This window comes from Nocardioides sp. (genome assembly GCF_041600255.1).
Classification (GTDB): domain Bacteria; phylum Actinomycetota; class Actinomycetes; order Propionibacteriales; family Nocardioidaceae; genus Nocardioides.
On the sequence record NZ_JBFIKK010000077.1, the window covers coordinates 1 to 16,691 of the forward strand.

A 16,691-nucleotide genomic window follows, 5' to 3' on the forward strand; every position below is an offset into this window, starting at 1 on the left:
ATCGGCAACCTGCGGGACATGGCCCTCGCACAGGCGTGGCTCGCCGACTACGGGATCGCCACCACCATCGACGGCTACACGATGTGGATTCAGCAGCCAGACGGTGTGCGCGAACGGGCCAACCTGGGGGACGTCATCACGCTCGATGCGCACGGGGATTTCGCGGTGTGGACGCCGGCTGCGTTCGCGCTGCGGCACAAGCGGACTGGGGCGGAAGGGTGAGCGCGACGGAGGACGACAGGCTGATGGCGGTGTCCCTTGTGCATGAGCACGCGTCCTGGTGTCAGGGCGAGGCTCATGGCGACTGCTGCGGGGGCGACTGCGACTGCGGGGTCTCCGAAGTCCGCGATGCGGTAGCCGAGGCGCTTGCCGCTGAGCGGGAGAAGGCGCGGGCGTTCGTTGCGAAGGCGCTACGAGCAGCGGCGCAGGAACAGCGAGCCGAAGCCGACAACGTGCCCGACACCTATGAGGGCACTCACGCGGATGGGCACCGTTGCGCGGCGAACTTCCTCGACCGACGCGCTCAAGCGCTGGACCACCGACCATGACCGCCTCTTGCCCCGTGTGCGGATGCGAGCAGGCCGAGTCGCTGCTCTGCCACGCCGACACGACAGCCCTGGAGCGGGAACTGGGTGACGTCGCCGCCATCGTGGCCGACCTCGACATCAGCCTCAGCAAGCAGGCCCGCATCGGCAACGCAGGGCAGCCCGGGTTGGCGCGGGAACGGACCCCGATCAACGTGGGCGCCATGATGGCCGCGGACGTACTCGGGAACACGCTGACCACGTGGGCCCGGGACATCGGCGAGATCAGACTCCTCGGCTACGAGGACAGCTCACGGTTCGCTGCGGCGTTCCTGCTCAACCACGTCCCAGAGATCCGCCGGCACCCTGCCGTGGTCGAACTGGTCGACGAGATCACCGACGCCATCCGGCAAGCACGACGGGCAGTGGACAGGCCAGCGGACCGCATCTTCGTCGGCCCCTGCATGGCAGAGAACCCCGACGACGAGGGCCGCCTGGTCACCTGCCTGGAGGATCTGTACGCCCGCACGAACGCGGCCGAGGTGCGCTGCAAAGTGTGCGCCACCGAGCATCCCGTGGCCGAGCGCAGGGCATGGCTGCTCGAGCAGGCACGAGACAGACTGTTCACCGTGCGGGAAGCGGCGCAGATGATGGGCGACGTCGGCGGCATCAAGGTGACCGAGGCGTCGATCCGTGGCTACATCCACCGAGGACGCATCGCGTACCACACTGGCACCGTGATCCGCCTGGGTGATCTGCTCACCGTGGTCGTGAACGATGGCGAGAGGAAGGGGGCGGCGTGAGTGAGTCGATCACTCTCAACTGGTTCGAGCGTGCCGCGATCCGCAGTATCGCCCGGAAGCGTGTGCGAGCACGGATGATCTCCGAAGCACGCGCCGACCTCATCCAGTGGCAGACGGCAGTGCGAGCCGAGGCCGAGTATTGGAGCGCGTCGAGTTGACAATCATTCCCACCACATGCGAACGTAAGCCTCGATAGGTCTTAGACCTGTCTCCTGAGCCCGCCGAGTCTGCGACGACCGGCGGGCTTTCGCACGTTCAGTGCCCGCCACTTGGCCTCGTGATGTGGTGACCAGCAGCGGGCCGGGTCGATACAGGTAGCGCGCACACTTCCTCACCGGAGACGCCCGTGACCATCACCGTGCCCTGGGCCTACTGCGAGGCCGCGATCGGGATCGGCCTGTGCTTCGCCGTCGGTGCCGTCATCGGCGTGGTCAGAGTCCTCGTGGAGATGAGGTCGGAGCGATGACGGAGCCCGAGCACAAGTGCGTGGCCGACCCGTTCCTCCGCCCCGTCGGTGACATGGCCGCCCTCGACGCCAACATCGTCGACGCCCTCGCCGAACTGCGCGGTGCCCGGCAGATCATGGAACACAGCCCGACCGGCGAGAACCAGCACTGCATCGACCTGTGCGAGTGGCGGCTCGACCACCTGCTCGCACGCCGGTATGCGGCCATGGAGACAGCGACAGCCTGATGCCCTGGTCCCGTAGCCGGCCACGCTCCAGCAGCTACGACTACGAGCACGTCAAGGCACGCAAGGCAGCAGCAGCGAGGCACGACCCGACCGACCCGTGCACACGGTGTGGACACCCACTCGGTCCGATGGGACCTGGCCTGCACCTCGACCACAGCGACGACCGCACCCACTACCTCGGCTTCGCTCACGGACGCCCGTGCCCCTGGTGCCGACGCCGCTGCAACCAGCGAGCAGGTGCCCAGGCGGGACGAGCGCGGCAGAACGTGATCCGCCTTCGGCTGTAAACGTGCAGGTCAGAGGCGCGCGGGTGCTCGGTGATCTTGGCCGACGACCCGGGGGGTGACCCTCAAGGCCCGAGGCTCCATGACCCGCCTCTGTTCCCGCTTGCACACACAGAGGTCGGGGGGTCGCCGTGACTCGTCTGGATGACCTCACCAAGCTCCGCGGACAGCTCGCCGACTGGATGGAAGAGGCGCCCGCCGATCGCCGGGCCGCGCTTGTGGCGCAGTACCGGGCGACGCTTGCCGAGATCGACGAGTTGACGCCCAAGGAGGCCGTGGGTGACAGCATCGACGAGATCGCGCAGCGCCGAGCTGCTCGACGGTCCGCACCCGCCAAGAGTTCGGGTCGCGCCAAGCTCCCGGGATAACTCTTGGGAGGACGTCGCTGATCTGGCTGCGTCGTTGGGGATGCCGCTGGATGAGTGGCAGGAGTACGCGCTCGAGGCCGCGATGGGCGAGCGGGCTGACGGTCGCTGGGTGTCGAAGTTCGTCGGCATCTCCGCGCCGAGGCAGAACGGGAAGTCGCAGCTGATCGTGGCGCGGGCTTTGGCCGGCGTTCTGATCTTCGGTGAGAAGACGATCATCATCTCGGCGCATGAGACGGACACGGCGCGCGAGGTGTGGCGGCGGCTGATCGACGTCGTCGAGGCCAATCCGACGCTCGAGGCTCGGGTGACCGGCCGCATGGACGCGATCAACCGCGAGTTCTTGTCGTTCGGCTCGGGCATGGAAAAGCAGACGATCAAGCTGAAAGCCCGTCGGGTCAGCGGCGGGCGCGGTTTCTCGTCCGACTGCCTTCTGCTGGACGAGGCGCAGATCCTCGGTAAGCGCGCGTGGGGTTCGATCGTTCCGACGATGTCGGCGCGGCCGAATCCTCAACTGTGGCTGTTCGGGACTCCGCCTACTCCCGACGATGATGCGTTCGCGTTCTCGCGGGTGCGTGAGTCGGCGCTGAAGAAGAAGCCGCGGCACACGTGGCTGGAATGGGCCGCCGAGCCGGCGGACGACTTTGACGCCCCGGAGACGTGGGCGAAGGCGAACCCGGCTTTTGGTGTGCGGATCTCCTACGAGGCGTGCGCCGATGACCGTGCGGCGATGGATGACGAGCAGTTCGCTATGGAGCGGCTCGGCATGTGGGCTGACGTCAACAGCACCCGCGGTGCGATCGACCAGACCCTGTGGGCCAACCTGATTGACACCAAGCCGACCATTGCCGCCCCCGTCTTCGGCATCGCCACCGCCCCGGACCGTTCGTGGTCGGCGATCTGCGCGGCCTGGCGACGCCCTGATGGCAGCGTGCAGTTGCTCTTGGGCGATGACTACCGGCGTGACGCGACGTGGGTGCCAGCCCGGTACGCCGAGCTCAAGGCGCGCTACGGCTCGCGGGTGCTGCTGGATCACGCCTCCAAGGGCCTGGTTGCCGACGCCACCGAGACGACGCTGACTGACCGCGCGAAGGCCGACAACGCGCTGTCGGATGCGGTGCTGGCGGGAACGCTGCGGCACGGCAACGAGCCGGCGCTGAACACGGCGGTGCGCGCCGCCCGCTGGAAGACCTCGGGCGAGACCCGCGTGCTGGACGCGAAGGGCGACGTCGACATCTCACCTCTTCGCGCCGCGGCGCTTGCACTACACGGACTGACAACGGCACCTACGAGCAGCGGATGGATGGTGGGCGTGTAGATGTCCCAGCCTCTGTCTCTGGTCTCGCGGAACGCCGACCCGTACCTCCGTCTTGTCGAGCAGTTGTCGCGCCAGTTGGACACGGCGAACGTCGAATACGACAAGTGGGATCGCTACTACTCGGGCGATCAGCCGCTGGCGTTCTTGGCGCCCGAGGTGGCGGCGCAGACGGGTAACCGCCTGTCGCCGATGGTCATCAACTGGGGCGAGACGATCGCCGACTCGGTGAACCGCCGGGTGAAGCATGAGGGTTTCCGCATCGGTCAGGGCCGTGAGACGGACGCCGAGCTGTGGCGGATCTGGACTGCGAACGGGATGCACGAGGATGCCCCGCTCGGCCAGGTCGACACCCTCGTGCACGGCCTGGGGTTCATCTCCGTGTGGGGTAACGACGAGGACCCGCAGACGCCGCTGATGACGTTCGAGTCGGCCCATCAGGTCGCTGTGATCTACGAGCCGGGCACGGGTGACCGTGTGGTTCGGGCCGCGTTGAAGCGGTGGAAAGACGACGACGGGCGCACGTTCGCCACGCTGTACCTCGCCGATCGGGTGATCCGATACGTCAGTAAGTCGGACGTGGCCGGGGTGGGCAGCAACTACGTCGTCGAGCAGGTTCTGAACAACCCGCTGGGCGCGGTGCCGATCGTGCCGATGGTGAACCGTGGTCGGCTGTTGAACCGAGCCGGCCGTTCTGAGCTCGCGTCGATCGCCCCGATAGCGGACGGCATCAACAAGCTGGCGACGGACATGATGGTGACGTCGGAGTTCTTCCAGACTCCGCGCCGCTGGGCGACGGGCATCCAGATCCCCACCGATGGCGCGGACCGCGAACGGCTACAGGCCGAGGCGTCCGCCTACTGGGAGAACGCCACCAAGTCCAAGACGTGGCTGGCCGGTCAGGGTGTCAACTTCGGGCAGTTCCCGGAGGCTGAACTTGCCGGCTTCGTCGCGGGGATCAACCTGCTGACGTCGGCACTGGCGTCGATCGGCGGACTCCCCCCGGACGACCTTGGGCTGAATCAGGTGAACCCGGCTTCGGCCGAGGCTCGCCGTGCCGCTGAGACGGTGCTGATCCTCCGCGCTGACGAGAAGAAGGACGCGTGGGGTCCCCGGTACTGCCGGGCGATGCGGTTCGCCGTGGCCGCCCGTGACGGCGTTCCAGTGCGCGCCATTCCGCAGGATCTGTCGCTGATGACGGCGGCGTTCAAGGACTCGGCTACCCCGGCTATCGCTCAGGCGATGGATGCCGCAGTCAAGGGCGTCGAGTCGGGCGTCTACGACATCGAGGCAGCTCAGGAAGTTGTCGGGCTGGGTCCGACGGAGCGCGACGCCATCAAGGCTCGCGCCGCCGAGGCTGCCGCTGCTCGCGCGACGGCCGACGTTGAGGCCCGCATGAAGCTCGCCCGCAGTCTGATGGCGTCGGACGGCCTGACCCTCAATGCCGCCATGGCTGCAGCGGGGCTGCTGGCTGCGGCGAGCACCAACAGCGCCGAGAGCGCCTCCACGCCCCCTGTGGCGTAACTACTTCCGCCCCTGGTGGGCGGCAGGCACCACCTCGAACTGAGCCCCTGGAGGGCACGTGTCCGAAGAAGCACCCGAAAGCGCGCCCGACGTCGCCCCGGAGGAGGCGCCGAGCACTGAGCCTGAGCAGTTCGACCCCGAGCGCGCTCAGGCGAAGATCAAGAAGGCGAACCAGGAAGCGGCTAACCTTCGCGCCCGCCTCAAGGAACTCGAGCCCCTCGCCAAGAAGGCGCAGGAGCTAGAAGAGGCCGGGCGCAGCGATCTGGAGAAGCTGACCGCCCGAGCCGAGCAGGCCGAGCGGACCGCCTCTCAGCACGAGGCCCGCGCCCAGCGCCTCGAGGTCGCCTTCGAGAAGGGCCTCACCCCCGCACAGGCCAAGCGGCTTGTCGGCGGCACCCGCGAGGAGCTCGAAGCCGACGCCGAGGAGATCCTCCGCGATTTCCCGGTGAAGGACGACGGCCGACCCAAGGGCAACGCCGACCTCGGCCCCCGAACCAACGCACCGCCCGCCAACCCCCGGCAGGCCGACCTCATGCAGATCGAGGCCGACCTACGTGCGGCTCCCCGCCGCTAGCCCTCCCCTCGCCTGAGGGGCCAACCGAAAGGAAACACCCCTCATGGCTGTCACTCTGGCCGAAGCTGCTGTCACCGCGCAGGACCCGCGCCTGCCCGGTGTCGTCGGCGTCCTGAACACCAGCAACATCATGAACCGCGTGCCCTTCGAGAACATCGCGGGCCGCGCTTTCAGCTACAACAGCGAGGCGACACTGCCGGCCGCCGCGTTCCGTGCCGTGAACGCCGGCTACACCGAGTCGACCGGCACGTTCAACAACGCGACCGAGTCCCTCGTCATCCTCGGTGGCGACTACGTCGTGGACCGCTTCCTCGAGCAGACCTCGACCGGCTCCGTCGCCTCCCTCGTGGCGGCGCAGCGGGACATGAAGGCCCGGTCGATCGCGGCGAAGTTCTCCGACACCTTCATCAACGGTTCCACGGGTGTCGACGCCAACTCGTTCAACGGCCTCAAGACCCGCATCACCGGCGGTCAGGTGCTGTCCTCGGGCACCAACGGTGCGGCGATGAACACCGACGCCGCCACCCGGACCGCGTTCCTCGACCGGCTCGACGCCCTCCTGGCGCTCGTCCCCGGCGCGAACGCGCTGTACGCCAACAGCCAGGTCATCGCCCTGCTGCGGACCGTCTTCCGCAACACGACGATCAACAACTACACGGTCGATGAGCTGACCGGCCGCCCCGTCGAGGTCCCGACCTGGCAGGGCATCCCGATCCTGGACGCCGGCCTCAAGGCCGACCAGACCGCGGTCATCCCCCAGACCGAGGTTCAGGGCTCCTCGTCGGTCGCCTCCTCGATCTACGCCGTCAAGTTCGCGGCCAGCGAGAACGACACCGGCGTTCTCGGCATCACCAACGGCGGTCTGCAGGTGGACCCGCCGCGCCAGCTCGAGACCAAGCCCTCGTGGCTCGGCCGCATCGAGATCTACTGCGGTCTCGCCATGCTCGGCGCGCAGCCGGCCGCCCGACTGTCGGGCGTCCTCGCCTCCTAATCCGAAGGGGAAGTAGCTCATGACCACGCCCACAAAGACCCTCGTTCCGAAGATCCGGCACGAGGAGTTCTGCCAGCCCACGGGTGACCGGGCCGAGGTTCGGATCGAGAGCTACTTCTTCTACGCGGACGAAGGCGCCAGGGGTGGGCGGCCCAAGCCGACCCACCGCATCACGCGCTGCATCGAGTGCGGCGAACAGACCATCCAGCAGATCGGAGAATGACAATGGCCGACAAGGTCGCTGACGGCGCGCAGGCGTCGAAGGCTCAGAACGACAAGCTGTCCCACCCCGAAGGCGGCGTCACCACTCGTGACGACGCTCTGGACTCGGGTGCCCCCATGCTCCCGGGCGACGCCTCGGAGCCCCAGGGTCCAGAGGACGCGCTGGGTAGTGGCCCGAAGCGGGGCGACTACTCGAAGCTCATCGGCAACCTGCAGCACGCCGCTTCGGTGGTCAATCCCAACCACGACCCGTCGGACCCGAACTCCCCGCGCGTCGTGCTCGTCCACCAGAACCCCCTGGTCGAGCAGCGCGGCGACGAGAAGGGCAAGAAGGGCGGCACTCACCCGCTCTCCGACGAGGTCTAGCAGTTCCGCCCCAGCCCGGCTACTCCCGGGCTGGGGCACCCCAACTTGAGGAGGCTCCGTGTCACTGCCCACGCTCACGGACCTCAAGATCCATCAGAACATCACGACCAGCGCCGATGATGACGAGCTGGCCGACACTCTGGACGCAGCAGTCGAAGTCGTGGCCGGGATGATCGGTCCACTCGAGACCAGTGAGGTCACTGAGACTCACCGCGCGGTCTCGGGTTCGACGCTGCTCCTGCGACGACTGCCCGCCGGCGAAGTGACCGCGGTGTCTGGGCGACCCACCGGGTTCGGCAGCTTCTCGGATCTGACGCTCGCTGACTATGAGGTCGACGTCTCGGCTGGCGTGCTGCGCATGGCTGACGGCGGATACTTCTACGGCGACTACACGGTCACGTACACGTCGGGCCGGGAGTCGTTGCCGGCGTCGATCCGGCTGGCTGTGCTGATCATCGCCGCGCATCTGTTCGAGACGCAGCGTCGTCCTGGCTTCACGTCGGATGCGCCGGCTGGTTTCGGTGGCGTGGATGGTGTGCCTGACGCGAGCATCCCCGGTCGCGGGTATGCGATTCCGTCGCGGGCGCAGGAGTTGCTGCAGCCGTACATGCGGCCGGTGATCGCGTGACGCTGCCGATTGGTGTGACGGCGTCGGCGGTGGATGCGTTGCGTGAGTGCATCCGGGCTGCGTTGCCGTTGCCGGATGCTGTGGGTGGTGTGACCGTGTTCGACGGTCCGGCGCCTGAGCGTGCGTATGCGCCACGCGCCGTCACTGTGGCTGCCGCGTTCGAGGACGACCAGGACGCGGTGCTGGTGGAGCGTGTCGAGTCGGGTGCTCGTCCGAATGTGACGGAGACGCTGACTGTGGCGGGCTCGGTGTATGCGGGTGGCGGTGACGTCAACGTGGATCACTTCCGCGATGAGGTCGGGACGATCCTGACGGCGATCGACGCCGCGCTGAAGGCTGACCGGACGTTGGGTGGCGTGGTGCATCTGGCGCGGTTGGCGTCGGCGCAGTGGTTGCAGGGTCGGGACGCGAAGGGCACTGGTGTGCGTATCGGGTTCACGATCCAGCTGGTGTCGCTGTCGTGAGTGGCCGCAACCGTTCGGCGCTGCCTGCCTCGTACCAGTTCTCTCAGTTGCAGCGGGATCTTGCGCAGATGACCGCGGTGCAGCGTCGGGAGTTGCGGGCCGTGTTCGCGCGTGTCGGTCAGGCGGCGCTGTCGGATGCCCGGTCGCGTGCTGGCGCGTGGTCGTCGCGGATTCCGTCGGCGATCACCGGTAAGCCGATCGTGGACATGGGTCGTGGTCGTGTCGGCTTCGAGTTGCGGGTCGATGTGTCGGAGTCGGTCCCGCACGGCCGGGTGTTCGAGGGGATCAGCCAGCAGGGTTCCGCCTCCTACTTTCGTCACCCCGTTTTTGGGAACGAGGATGTGTGGGTTTCGCAGCCCACGCGCCCCTATTTGTGGCCCGCTGTGCGTGGCCGCGCTGCTGATCTGCGCCGTGGCGTGGAGCAGGCCGTCGAAGATGCCGCCCGCGCCGCCGGGTTCCGCTGACAACTGATCGAGGAGACAACATGCCCGGCAAGATGCGCGCCCGTCACGAGGTGTTCGGCGTCAAGGACGTTCCGGACACCAAGCACTACCGCGACAACGGGTGGAAGCCCGTGGACCCGTCCACGCCGACCACCGAGCAGGAGAACCGTCGGGTGCTCAACGCGGTTCGCCGCGGTGACCTGAGCGAGCAGCCGGCACCTGTCGTTGTCGCGGCGATCGGGTCTCTGCCCGAGGCCGAGCGCGAGCAGGTTGCTGCTGCCGAGAAGTCCGGCAAGGCCCGCAAGACCGTGCTGGACGCCGCGAGCGAGTAGCTGTGTGCGCTGAATGCGAGAAGCCGATACTGGCAGAGAATCCACACTGGATCGCCGAACGGAATCCCGAAGGAACCGAGCCTTACGTCTGGTCGCCTGCTCTGGATTTCGGACAACTAGGCTCTGCCGGGCTTGGCTGTCTTTGGTACTTCTTCGACTCCCAAGAGGCGTGCGAGGAATGGCTACGCGAGAACCTCGCTGACATTCCAATCCCACTCGGCGCGCCCGAGAACGTCAGGCGTCAACGCGAGGACTTTATGTCCGCCTGGATTGAGCGCCACGAACTGGACTCCCAAACCGAGGCTGGCTAGCACTCGCCACCCCTGATCCCGGCCCCGCCCTGCGGTGGTGCCGCGCTCCACCCTGCCCGACAAACCACCGCCCCGGAGGACTGACAAGTCATGGCAACCATTCCCGTCTCCACCCGCTTCTTCCAGCCCGGCATCGTCAAGGTGTACTGGCTGCCCACCGTCGCTGGTGCCGCCCCCACCCGCGCGGAGATCACCGCCGGCACCAACCTGACCCCCGAGCTGGACGACTGGGCCGGCTGGTCCTACTCGACGACGTTCATCGAGACCAAGGACGCCTCGTCGCGGGTCAGCCCGAAGATCACGGGCCGGGTGTCCCTGGACGACTCGTCGATGACCTTCAACGGCTCGCAGGATGGCACCGACGTCCGTACGGTCCTCACCCTGGACGACTCCGGGTACGTGCTGATCTGTGATGGTGGCGATGTCGCCACCTACCCGGCTGAGCTGTTCCCGGCCACGGTGGGTGCTGTGGTGCCGGTCCGTTCGCTGACCTCGGACTCGTTCAAGGTGCGCATCGACTTTGGTGTCACGAACCTGCCGAGCACTGTGACTCTGCCGGCGATGGTCTGATGGGTCTTCGTGACCTGATCGAGGCGAAGCAGCGGCGGACGGTGACCCACCCGATTCTGGTTGGCAACCCGTCCGCTGCTGTCGCCGAGATCAAGCAACTGTCCGGTGACCTCGTGGAGCACATGCGGTCGCTGGCGGCGAAGAGGGCTGCCGGTAAGAATCCGGCGAAGGCTGACACGGACCGTGAGGCGAAGATCAAGGCCGCGCTGGAGGCTGCTCAGGCTCGCCGGTCGGAGATGACTGTCGACATCGAGTTGCAGTCGCTGCCCGAGGACGAGTGGGAGGCGGCGATCGCCGAGCTCGACGAGGATGCGCGGGAGAAGTACGACCTGTCGGCGATTCTGGCGGTGCTCACGGCGGCGTCGTGCACGGACCCGGAGTTGCAGGATGCCGGGTGGTGGGCTGAGCAGCTTGCCCGCCCGACGTGGACGGATGGCGACAAGTCGTCCCTGTCGTCGACGCTGCTCAATCTGAACGTGTTCGCGCCGAGGTTTGAGGCGCTGGGAAAAGGCTGAGGCGCGATCCGCTGTATGCCCGTCGGATGGGCTATTGCGGGCCGCGCAGCATTCCGCACAGCGTGTTCCTCGGTCGGGTGGTGCGCCCGGGTGTCGACCCGGAGTGGTTGCAGTCGGATCGGGATGACGCGCTGGCCTGGCAGGTGCACGAGAATCGGCGTTGCAAGTCGTGCGGCACGCACCCGGAGGAGTGGGCCGAGGACAAGCTGGCGTTCCACGCGCACCTCGACGAGTGCAAGGGCTGCAAGCAGCGGGAGCGGCTGGCGCAGTCGGATGGCGCGAAGAAGGCCGGCGAGGGTGTGTCTGCGGTGATGGCGCACGGTTCGGCGGCTGACTGCCTGCGGTGCAAGCCGATCCCGATGGGCTAGTGGCGGATCACCAGTCCGCCGACGAGCAGGCCGACGCCGAGTAGGCCGATCAACAGGCCGACCGCGCTGCCGTTGATGGTGCTCAGTAGGCCGATGAGCAGGGCGACGCCCCCGACTCCGAGCATGGTCAAGGCCCGCCGCTGGCGGCTCTCTTCGGGGGTTTGGGCGGCTGCCTGGCGCTCTATAAAGCGCGGCCGGTCTTCGCTCACTTCATCCCCCTCGGTAACGGACCGCTGACGATACAGACAGGAGGCGGTCGTGGCACTCTCTCGTGACATCGTCGTCCGCCTCATTGGCGACAACGACTCGGCGATGCGGGCTCAGAAGGCTTTCGCCGACGAGCTGGGCGTCACGGTTAGCGCGGTCAAGCGCGCCGAGCGGGCGTATGACCAGCAGCAGAAGGCCATGGAGGTCGCTGCGCAGAAGCAGCAGCGCGCCATGCAGGACGTCGGCCGGGTCGCGGTCGGGTTCGGTGCCACGATGGCCGCCGGGCTCGGTCTGGCCGTCAAGGCTGCGATGGACTGGGAATCGTCCTGGGCCGGGGTCACCAAGACCGTGTCCGGGTCGGAGCGGGAGCTCGCACAGCTCGAGCAGGGTCTGCGTGGGTTGACGCGGGTTCTGCCCGCCTCCCATCAGGAGATCGCGGCTGTCGCTGAGGCGGCCGGTCAGCTCGGCGTCGAGATCGACAGCGTCGTCGAGTTCACCCGCACGATGGTCAACCTGGGTGAGACGACCAACCTGTCAGCCGAGGAGGCGGCCACGTCCCTCGCGCAGCTGATGAACGTCATGAACACCGCCCCCGAGGACGTGGGGCGGCTCGGTGCGGCACTGGTCGAGCTCGGTAACAACGGGGCGTCCACCGAGGCCGACATCGTCAAGATGGCCTCCTACATCACCGGTTCGGCGGCGCTGATCGGCGCCTCGGAGTCGGATGTGCTCGCGTTGGCGAACACGATGACCAGCCTGGGCATCAACGCCGAGCGCGGTGGCGGCGTCATGACGCGCACCATGCAGGACATTTACTCCGCCGTTCAGACGGGCGGCGACCAGCTCGAGGGTTTCGCGCGCACAGCTGGCATGTCGTCGGCCGAGTTCGCGCGGGCGTTCGAGGCTGACCCGATCCGGGCTATCGGCGCGTTCACTGACGGCCTGGCTGCGGCGAAGGACCGTGGCGAGAACGTGGTGGGGATGCTCGCCGACCTCGGCATCAAGGGCACCCAGGACACCGCGGTTCTGCTGCAGATGGCTAGCGCGCAGGGCATGGTCACCGAGAACCTGGACCTAGGCAACAGTGCGTGGGAGCAGAACAACGCGCTGGTCGAGGAGGCCGCTAAGCGGTACGACACGACCGCCGCACAGTTGGAGATCGCCCGCAACGGCATCGCCGAGGCCGGTATCGAGATCGGTGAGGTTCTGCTGCCGGTCCTCGCCAGTCTGGCTGAGGGTGTCGCCGACGTCGCGCAGTGGTTCGCCGACCTGCCGGACCCGGTGCAGAAGGTGCTTGCCGCCCTCGGCTCGGTCGCGGCAGTGGGTGGCCTGGCCGGTGGCGCGTTCCTGCTGCTGGCTCCGCGGGTCATGGAGACGTACCGGTCGTTCCGGGAGCTGTCCGCGTCGGCCCCGGGGGTGGCTTCCGGCCTGGGCAAGGTCGGCAAGGCTGCCGGTATCGCGGGTGTGGTCGTTGCGCTCGGTCACGCCATCGGCGGACTGATCGACTCCATGGGCGATGCGCCGGCCACCATGGAGGAGACGACCCAGGCCCTGCTGGGCATGGAAACGTCGATGGAGTCGCTGGACGCGATGTTCCAGCGCGGCGGCGCCGATCTGTGGTCCGAAGACATCAACGGCTTGGCTGATGCCGCGAGGGAGCTGACCGACCCGAGCCTGCTGAACCGGCTGGATGACTTCGGCGGCTCGGTGGGCAGCCTGGTTGGCCTGGGTTCGGCGGATGGTCGCCCCGAGCGCGCCGCCCTGATCGAGCAGCTGCACGGCATCGGCGATGCCCTGGGGCTGATGGTCGACAGCGGCAGTGCCGATCTGGCCGCCGAGCAGTTCGACCACCTTGCCGCCGAGTGGAAGAAGGGCGGGGGCACGGTCGATGAGCTGATGGAGCTCATGCCGGGCTACCAGGAGGCGCTCGACGGCATCGCCAATGAGCAGGAGCTGGCGGCGCAGACCGCGCAGCAGCAGGCCGCGTCGACTGCCCTGCTCGCCCAGGATCTGAACGTCGCGTACGGCAGCCTGCAGGGCTATGCGGCGGCGCTCGGCTACTCCGAGGACCAGACCGCCGAGCTGATCAAGGCGTCGAGCGAGCTCGGTCAGTCCCTCGGCGACTTCATCGACCCGCTGGGTGCCTACACGGGCATGTTGGATGAGAAGGCCGCGGCCGAGGAAGAGGCGGCGCGCAAGGCTGCGGAGGCTGCCGGCGCTGGCGCTGATTCGTGGCGTGACTTCGTGGTCGACACAGGGTTCTCGTTCGACGAGTACATGGCCCGCCTCGAGGAGCAGGTGACTGCTCAGGCGAACTGGCAGACCAACATGCTGATCCTCGCCGGGCGGGTGTCCGAGGGCACGCTGGCGGAGCTGTCGCGGATGGGTCCGGAGGGTGCGCCGCTGGTCGCGGATCTGGTGAACCGTTCGGACGCGGAGCTTGACAGGTTCGACGACATCACTGCGATGCGGTCGAGGGAGGCGACGGACGCGTGGGGCGCTCAGCTCACGATCGCCGCGCCGGTGTTGGCCGCGATCGGTCGCACCGCTGGCGCTGGCGTGGTCACGGAGCTGGCCCGGCAGTTGGCGGCGGGCACGACGACGGTCGCTGCGATCGCCGCCCAGTACGGGGTGAGCCTCGCCGGGGGCATTAACCCGATTCTGACCGGCCTCGGCAAGCGTCCGATTGCCGGTGTCGGCGGTCGTGTCGGTGGGCTGATCGAAGCTGACGGCGGCGTCGTCTCCTACTACGCCGACGGCGGCATGGAGTCCCACGTCGCGCAGATCGCCCCCGCTGGGGCGTGGCGGGTGTGGGCCGAACCGGAGACGGGTGGCGAGGCGTACATCCCCCTGTCGCCTGCGAAGCGTGCTCGGTCGCTGGACATCTGGCAGGAGACCGGGCGGCGGCTGAATGCTTTCGCGGACGGCGGGTTCTCGTCGGTGGACAAGGTTCCCCGCCCCCCGTCGACTTCACCGTTCCAGTTCCCGATTTCCACCCCTGCGGATGCGCTGATGGAGCGCGCCTACGGGGACACGGTGGACTGGCTGAAGGCCAACCTCGCGCCCGCTCTCGGCCCCGGTATCGGCTGGCAGGCGATGATGACCGCCCTGCGCGGGCAGTTCCCCGGCCTGGCCCTCAACTCCGGGTTCCGGCCCGGGTCGATCACCGCCACCGGCAACCTGTCCTACCACGCATCCGGTCGTGCGGTCGACGTGCCGCCGCGGGCCGACGTGTTCGAGTGGATCTATAAGAACTACTTCGGGCAGACGAAGGAGCTCATCTACTCCCCGGCGGGGAAGCGCCAGATCTGGAACGGCAAGCACCACATGTACTCGGAGCCCACCCGCGGGGACCACTGGGACCACGTGCACTGGGCGATGGCGCAGGGCGGGATTCTCAACCCGCACGTGCGTGACCAGGGCGGGCCGCTGCTGCCCGGCTACACGTACAACGGCACCCGCCGGCAGGAGTGGGTGGGGCCGATGCCGGGGGTCGCCGTCGGGGCCGGTCGCGGTGGGGCGCCGACCGCTGTGCATGTCCACTTCGACAGCGTCGTTATCGAGGGCGCCCTGGAGGTCGGCAGTGACGGCATCGCTCACATCGTTGCGGCGGAGATGACTGACGCCATCGTGTCCATCACTGACCGCGGGCGGTTCAACTCGTGAGCAGTGTGACCGTGGTGCCGACGGTGGAGCCTTCGACGACGCCGCCCCGGGTGAAGCTGGATGTGACCGACACCGGCTCGCCGAACCTGTTCGCGGCGACGGTGACGCGGCTGGACCCGGATGGGGTCGTGCGGGTGGTGCGCACCCTGGACGGTGAGCCGCTGACTCTGGTCACGTCCGGGGCGAACCGGGTCGGCACGATGTACGACAACGAGGCCCCGTATGGGGCGCCGGTGACGTACTCGACGCTGGAGTCGCCGGCCAACCTGTCGACGCCTGTGACGGTCGATGAGGACCGGGTGTGGCTGATTCATCCGGGGGCGCCCGCGCTGTCGATGCCGATCAGTGTGGCCGCGTTCGGCGCGCGGACTCGGGCAGCTCGGCGCGGCGTGTATCACCCGATGGGCAGCAAGTTCCCGGTGGTGCAGACGGACGGTCGCCGGAAAGCACCTGAGAGCACGATCGAGATCAACACAGTGTCGCTGATCGAGCTGGCGCAGTTGGAGGCGTTGACGGACGACACGTCGGTCCTGCTGCTGAACGTGCCGGCGGATCTCGGGTGGGGTGTTCCGACGTCTTACATCTCCGTTGGGGACATTCAGGAGACGCGGCTGGTGGACTACGCGGCTGAGCAGCGGCGGGTGCACGTGGTCCCGTACCTGGTCGTCGATCAGCCGGTGGGCGGTTCGCAGTCGGGCCGCACCTACGTGGATCTGTTGACGTTCTCCACCTACGCCGATCTGAACGCCGCCTATCCCACCTATGCCGACATGCTGGCCGGCCCGTGACCTCTGGGGGTGACTCGTGACCGCACGGGTCAACTCGGCTGAGGGTGGCACTAACGGCGTCACTGTCACGACCGCCAACTCTGGTGGCGCGTCGGGTGACGCCTGGGATTCGATGTACGTCCCGAGCGGCCAGTCGATCACGTTCGCGTCTGCGGCTGCCCAGAAGGGCACCCTCGGCTATCGGATGGTGTACGGCTCGGCGTCGGGTGTCGGCGCCAACGTCCGGTGGACGCTGACCGGTTGGCCTCAGCTTCGTGCCCGCTGGTACATGCGGTTCAGCGCCTACCCGACCGGCATGGCGTCGTTCTGCTACGTGACGAACGCGGGCAACGCCGACGCCATCGCGTGGCTGCGGATGGACGCGTCGGGCAAGTTCATCGTGCAGGGCGACTGGAATGACGTTGACCTGTTCCGGTCGGCTGCCGCGATCCCGCTGAACACGTGGATCCGTGTCGAGCTGGCGATGGTGCCGGGGACGACGATCTCCAACGGGGTCATCAAGTTCGCCTATGCCACGGCGGATGCGGCGCCGACGGAGACCTACAGCAACACGTCGGCCAACCTGGACGTCTACGGCAACCTCGGCCGCCTGTACGTGGGCAAGGTCGACGGCCCGTGGAACGCGACGGTCGACTTCGACGACTTGGCCGCGGATGACGCCGACGTCGCCACGTTCATCGGTGCCTCCTCTGCTGGTCCGGTCATCGTTGACCCGACGCCTGCCCCTGTCCCTCCGGC

At 67.8% G+C, this 16,691-nt stretch carries 22 protein-coding genes; 21 read left to right on the forward strand and 1 reads right to left on the reverse strand.

From position 1 onward, the window contains the following. The 18 genes from ABZE72_RS10415 to ABZE72_RS10500 form a co-directional block, all read left to right on the forward strand. Positions 1–222, forward strand: a 222-nt coding sequence (locus ABZE72_RS10415) for a hypothetical protein (RefSeq protein ID WP_372728958.1), incomplete at its 5' end; no start/stop codon positions are given. Between the two features lie 322 nt (positions 223–544). Continuing rightward, positions 545–1,327: a hypothetical protein gene (locus tag ABZE72_RS10420; protein ID WP_372728959.1), complete on the forward strand. Its 783-nt coding sequence runs from the start codon at positions 545–547 to the stop codon at positions 1,325–1,327. Next, the gene (locus tag ABZE72_RS10425; RefSeq protein ID WP_372728960.1) at positions 1,324–1,485 is read left to right on the forward strand and encodes a hypothetical protein; all 162 of its coding nucleotides are present in this window, start codon (positions 1,324–1,326) and stop codon (positions 1,483–1,485) included. Before ABZE72_RS10420 ends, ABZE72_RS10425 begins: the two co-directional genes overlap by 4 nt. Before the next feature lie 304 nt (positions 1,486–1,789). Continuing rightward, entirely contained in the window at positions 1,790–2,020 is a 231-nt protein-coding gene (locus ABZE72_RS10430; RefSeq protein ID WP_372728961.1) for a hypothetical protein, read from the forward strand. Positions 2,021–2,435: 415 nt separating this feature from the next. Beyond that, complete coding sequence (locus ABZE72_RS10435) at positions 2,436–2,672, forward strand: hypothetical protein (RefSeq protein ID WP_372728962.1); 237 nt, start codon at positions 2,436–2,438, stop codon at positions 2,670–2,672. A 40-nt stretch (positions 2,673–2,712) separates the two neighbouring features. Continuing rightward, complete coding sequence (locus ABZE72_RS10440; protein ID WP_372728963.1) at positions 2,713–3,987, forward strand: hypothetical protein; 1,275 nt, start codon at positions 2,713–2,715, stop codon at positions 3,985–3,987. Beyond that, positions 3,988–5,508 (forward strand): phage portal protein, encoded by a 1,521-nt coding sequence (locus ABZE72_RS10445; protein ID WP_372728964.1) that lies wholly within the window; start codon positions 3,988–3,990, stop codon positions 5,506–5,508. It begins immediately after the preceding gene. Between the two features lie 58 nt (positions 5,509–5,566). Continuing rightward, the gene (locus ABZE72_RS10450; RefSeq protein ID WP_372728965.1) at positions 5,567–6,082 is read left to right on the forward strand and encodes a hypothetical protein; all 516 of its coding nucleotides are present in this window, start codon (positions 5,567–5,569) and stop codon (positions 6,080–6,082) included. Positions 6,083–6,125: 43 nt separating this feature from the next. After that, positions 6,126–7,073 carry a major capsid protein gene (locus tag ABZE72_RS10455; RefSeq protein ID WP_372728966.1) on the forward strand — a complete coding sequence of 316 codons (948 nt, stop codon included), beginning with the start codon at positions 6,126–6,128 and terminating at the stop codon, positions 7,071–7,073. 19 nt (positions 7,074–7,092) lie between these two features. After that, on the forward strand, positions 7,093–7,296 hold the full coding sequence (locus ABZE72_RS10460; protein WP_372728967.1) for a hypothetical protein: 204 nt from the start codon (positions 7,093–7,095) through the stop codon (positions 7,294–7,296). Positions 7,297–7,298: 2 nt separating this feature from the next. Continuing rightward, positions 7,299–7,661, forward strand: coding sequence for a hypothetical protein (locus ABZE72_RS10465; protein ID WP_372728968.1), 363 nt, complete (start codon positions 7,299–7,301; stop codon positions 7,659–7,661). A 58-nt stretch (positions 7,662–7,719) separates the two neighbouring features. Further along, a complete protein-coding gene (locus ABZE72_RS10470; protein ID WP_372728969.1) occupies positions 7,720–8,289 on the forward strand; it encodes a hypothetical protein in 570 nt (189 codons plus the stop codon). Beyond that, complete coding sequence (locus ABZE72_RS10475; protein ID WP_372728970.1) at positions 8,286–8,753, forward strand: hypothetical protein; 468 nt, start codon at positions 8,286–8,288, stop codon at positions 8,751–8,753. Before ABZE72_RS10470 ends, ABZE72_RS10475 begins: the two co-directional genes overlap by 4 nt. Continuing rightward, positions 8,750–9,217, forward strand: a complete 468-nt coding sequence (locus tag ABZE72_RS10480; RefSeq protein ID WP_372728971.1) for a hypothetical protein — start codon at positions 8,750–8,752, stop codon at positions 9,215–9,217. The genes ABZE72_RS10475 and ABZE72_RS10480 overlap by 4 nt, the downstream gene beginning before the upstream one ends. A gap of 20 nt (positions 9,218–9,237) precedes the next feature. Next, positions 9,238–9,528: a hypothetical protein gene (locus ABZE72_RS10485; protein WP_372728972.1), complete on the forward strand. Its 291-nt coding sequence runs from the start codon at positions 9,238–9,240 to the stop codon at positions 9,526–9,528. Between the two features lie 401 nt (positions 9,529–9,929). Continuing rightward, on the forward strand, positions 9,930–10,409 hold the full coding sequence (locus tag ABZE72_RS10490) for a hypothetical protein (protein ID WP_372728973.1): 480 nt from the start codon (positions 9,930–9,932) through the stop codon (positions 10,407–10,409). Continuing rightward, positions 10,409–10,924 (forward strand): hypothetical protein, encoded by a 516-nt coding sequence (locus ABZE72_RS10495; protein WP_372728974.1) that lies wholly within the window; start codon positions 10,409–10,411, stop codon positions 10,922–10,924. The genes ABZE72_RS10490 and ABZE72_RS10495 overlap by 1 nt, the downstream gene beginning before the upstream one ends. Before the next feature lie 62 nt (positions 10,925–10,986). Next, positions 10,987–11,292 carry a hypothetical protein gene (locus ABZE72_RS10500; protein ID WP_372728975.1) on the forward strand — a complete coding sequence of 102 codons (306 nt, stop codon included), beginning with the start codon at positions 10,987–10,989 and terminating at the stop codon, positions 11,290–11,292. Here the strand turns inward: ABZE72_RS10500 and ABZE72_RS10505 are convergent. Beyond that, a complete protein-coding gene (locus ABZE72_RS10505) occupies positions 11,289–11,501 on the reverse strand; it encodes a hypothetical protein (RefSeq protein ID WP_372728976.1) in 213 nt (70 codons plus the stop codon). The genes ABZE72_RS10500 and ABZE72_RS10505 overlap by 4 nt on opposite strands. A gap of 49 nt (positions 11,502–11,550) precedes the next feature. On the opposite strand from ABZE72_RS10505, the gene ABZE72_RS10510 reads away from it, so the two are divergent. The 3 genes from ABZE72_RS10510 to ABZE72_RS10520 form a co-directional block, all read left to right on the forward strand. Next, complete coding sequence (locus ABZE72_RS10510) at positions 11,551–15,165, forward strand: phage tail tape measure protein (protein WP_372728977.1); 3,615 nt, start codon at positions 11,551–11,553, stop codon at positions 15,163–15,165. Beyond that, a complete protein-coding gene (locus ABZE72_RS10515; RefSeq protein ID WP_372728978.1) occupies positions 15,162–15,953 on the forward strand; it encodes a hypothetical protein in 792 nt (263 codons plus the stop codon). The genes ABZE72_RS10510 and ABZE72_RS10515 overlap by 4 nt, the downstream gene beginning before the upstream one ends. A gap of 16 nt (positions 15,954–15,969) precedes the next feature. After that, positions 15,970–16,691 (forward strand): hypothetical protein (locus tag ABZE72_RS10520; RefSeq protein ID WP_372728979.1); only part of this gene is annotated, 722 nt, incomplete at its 3' end.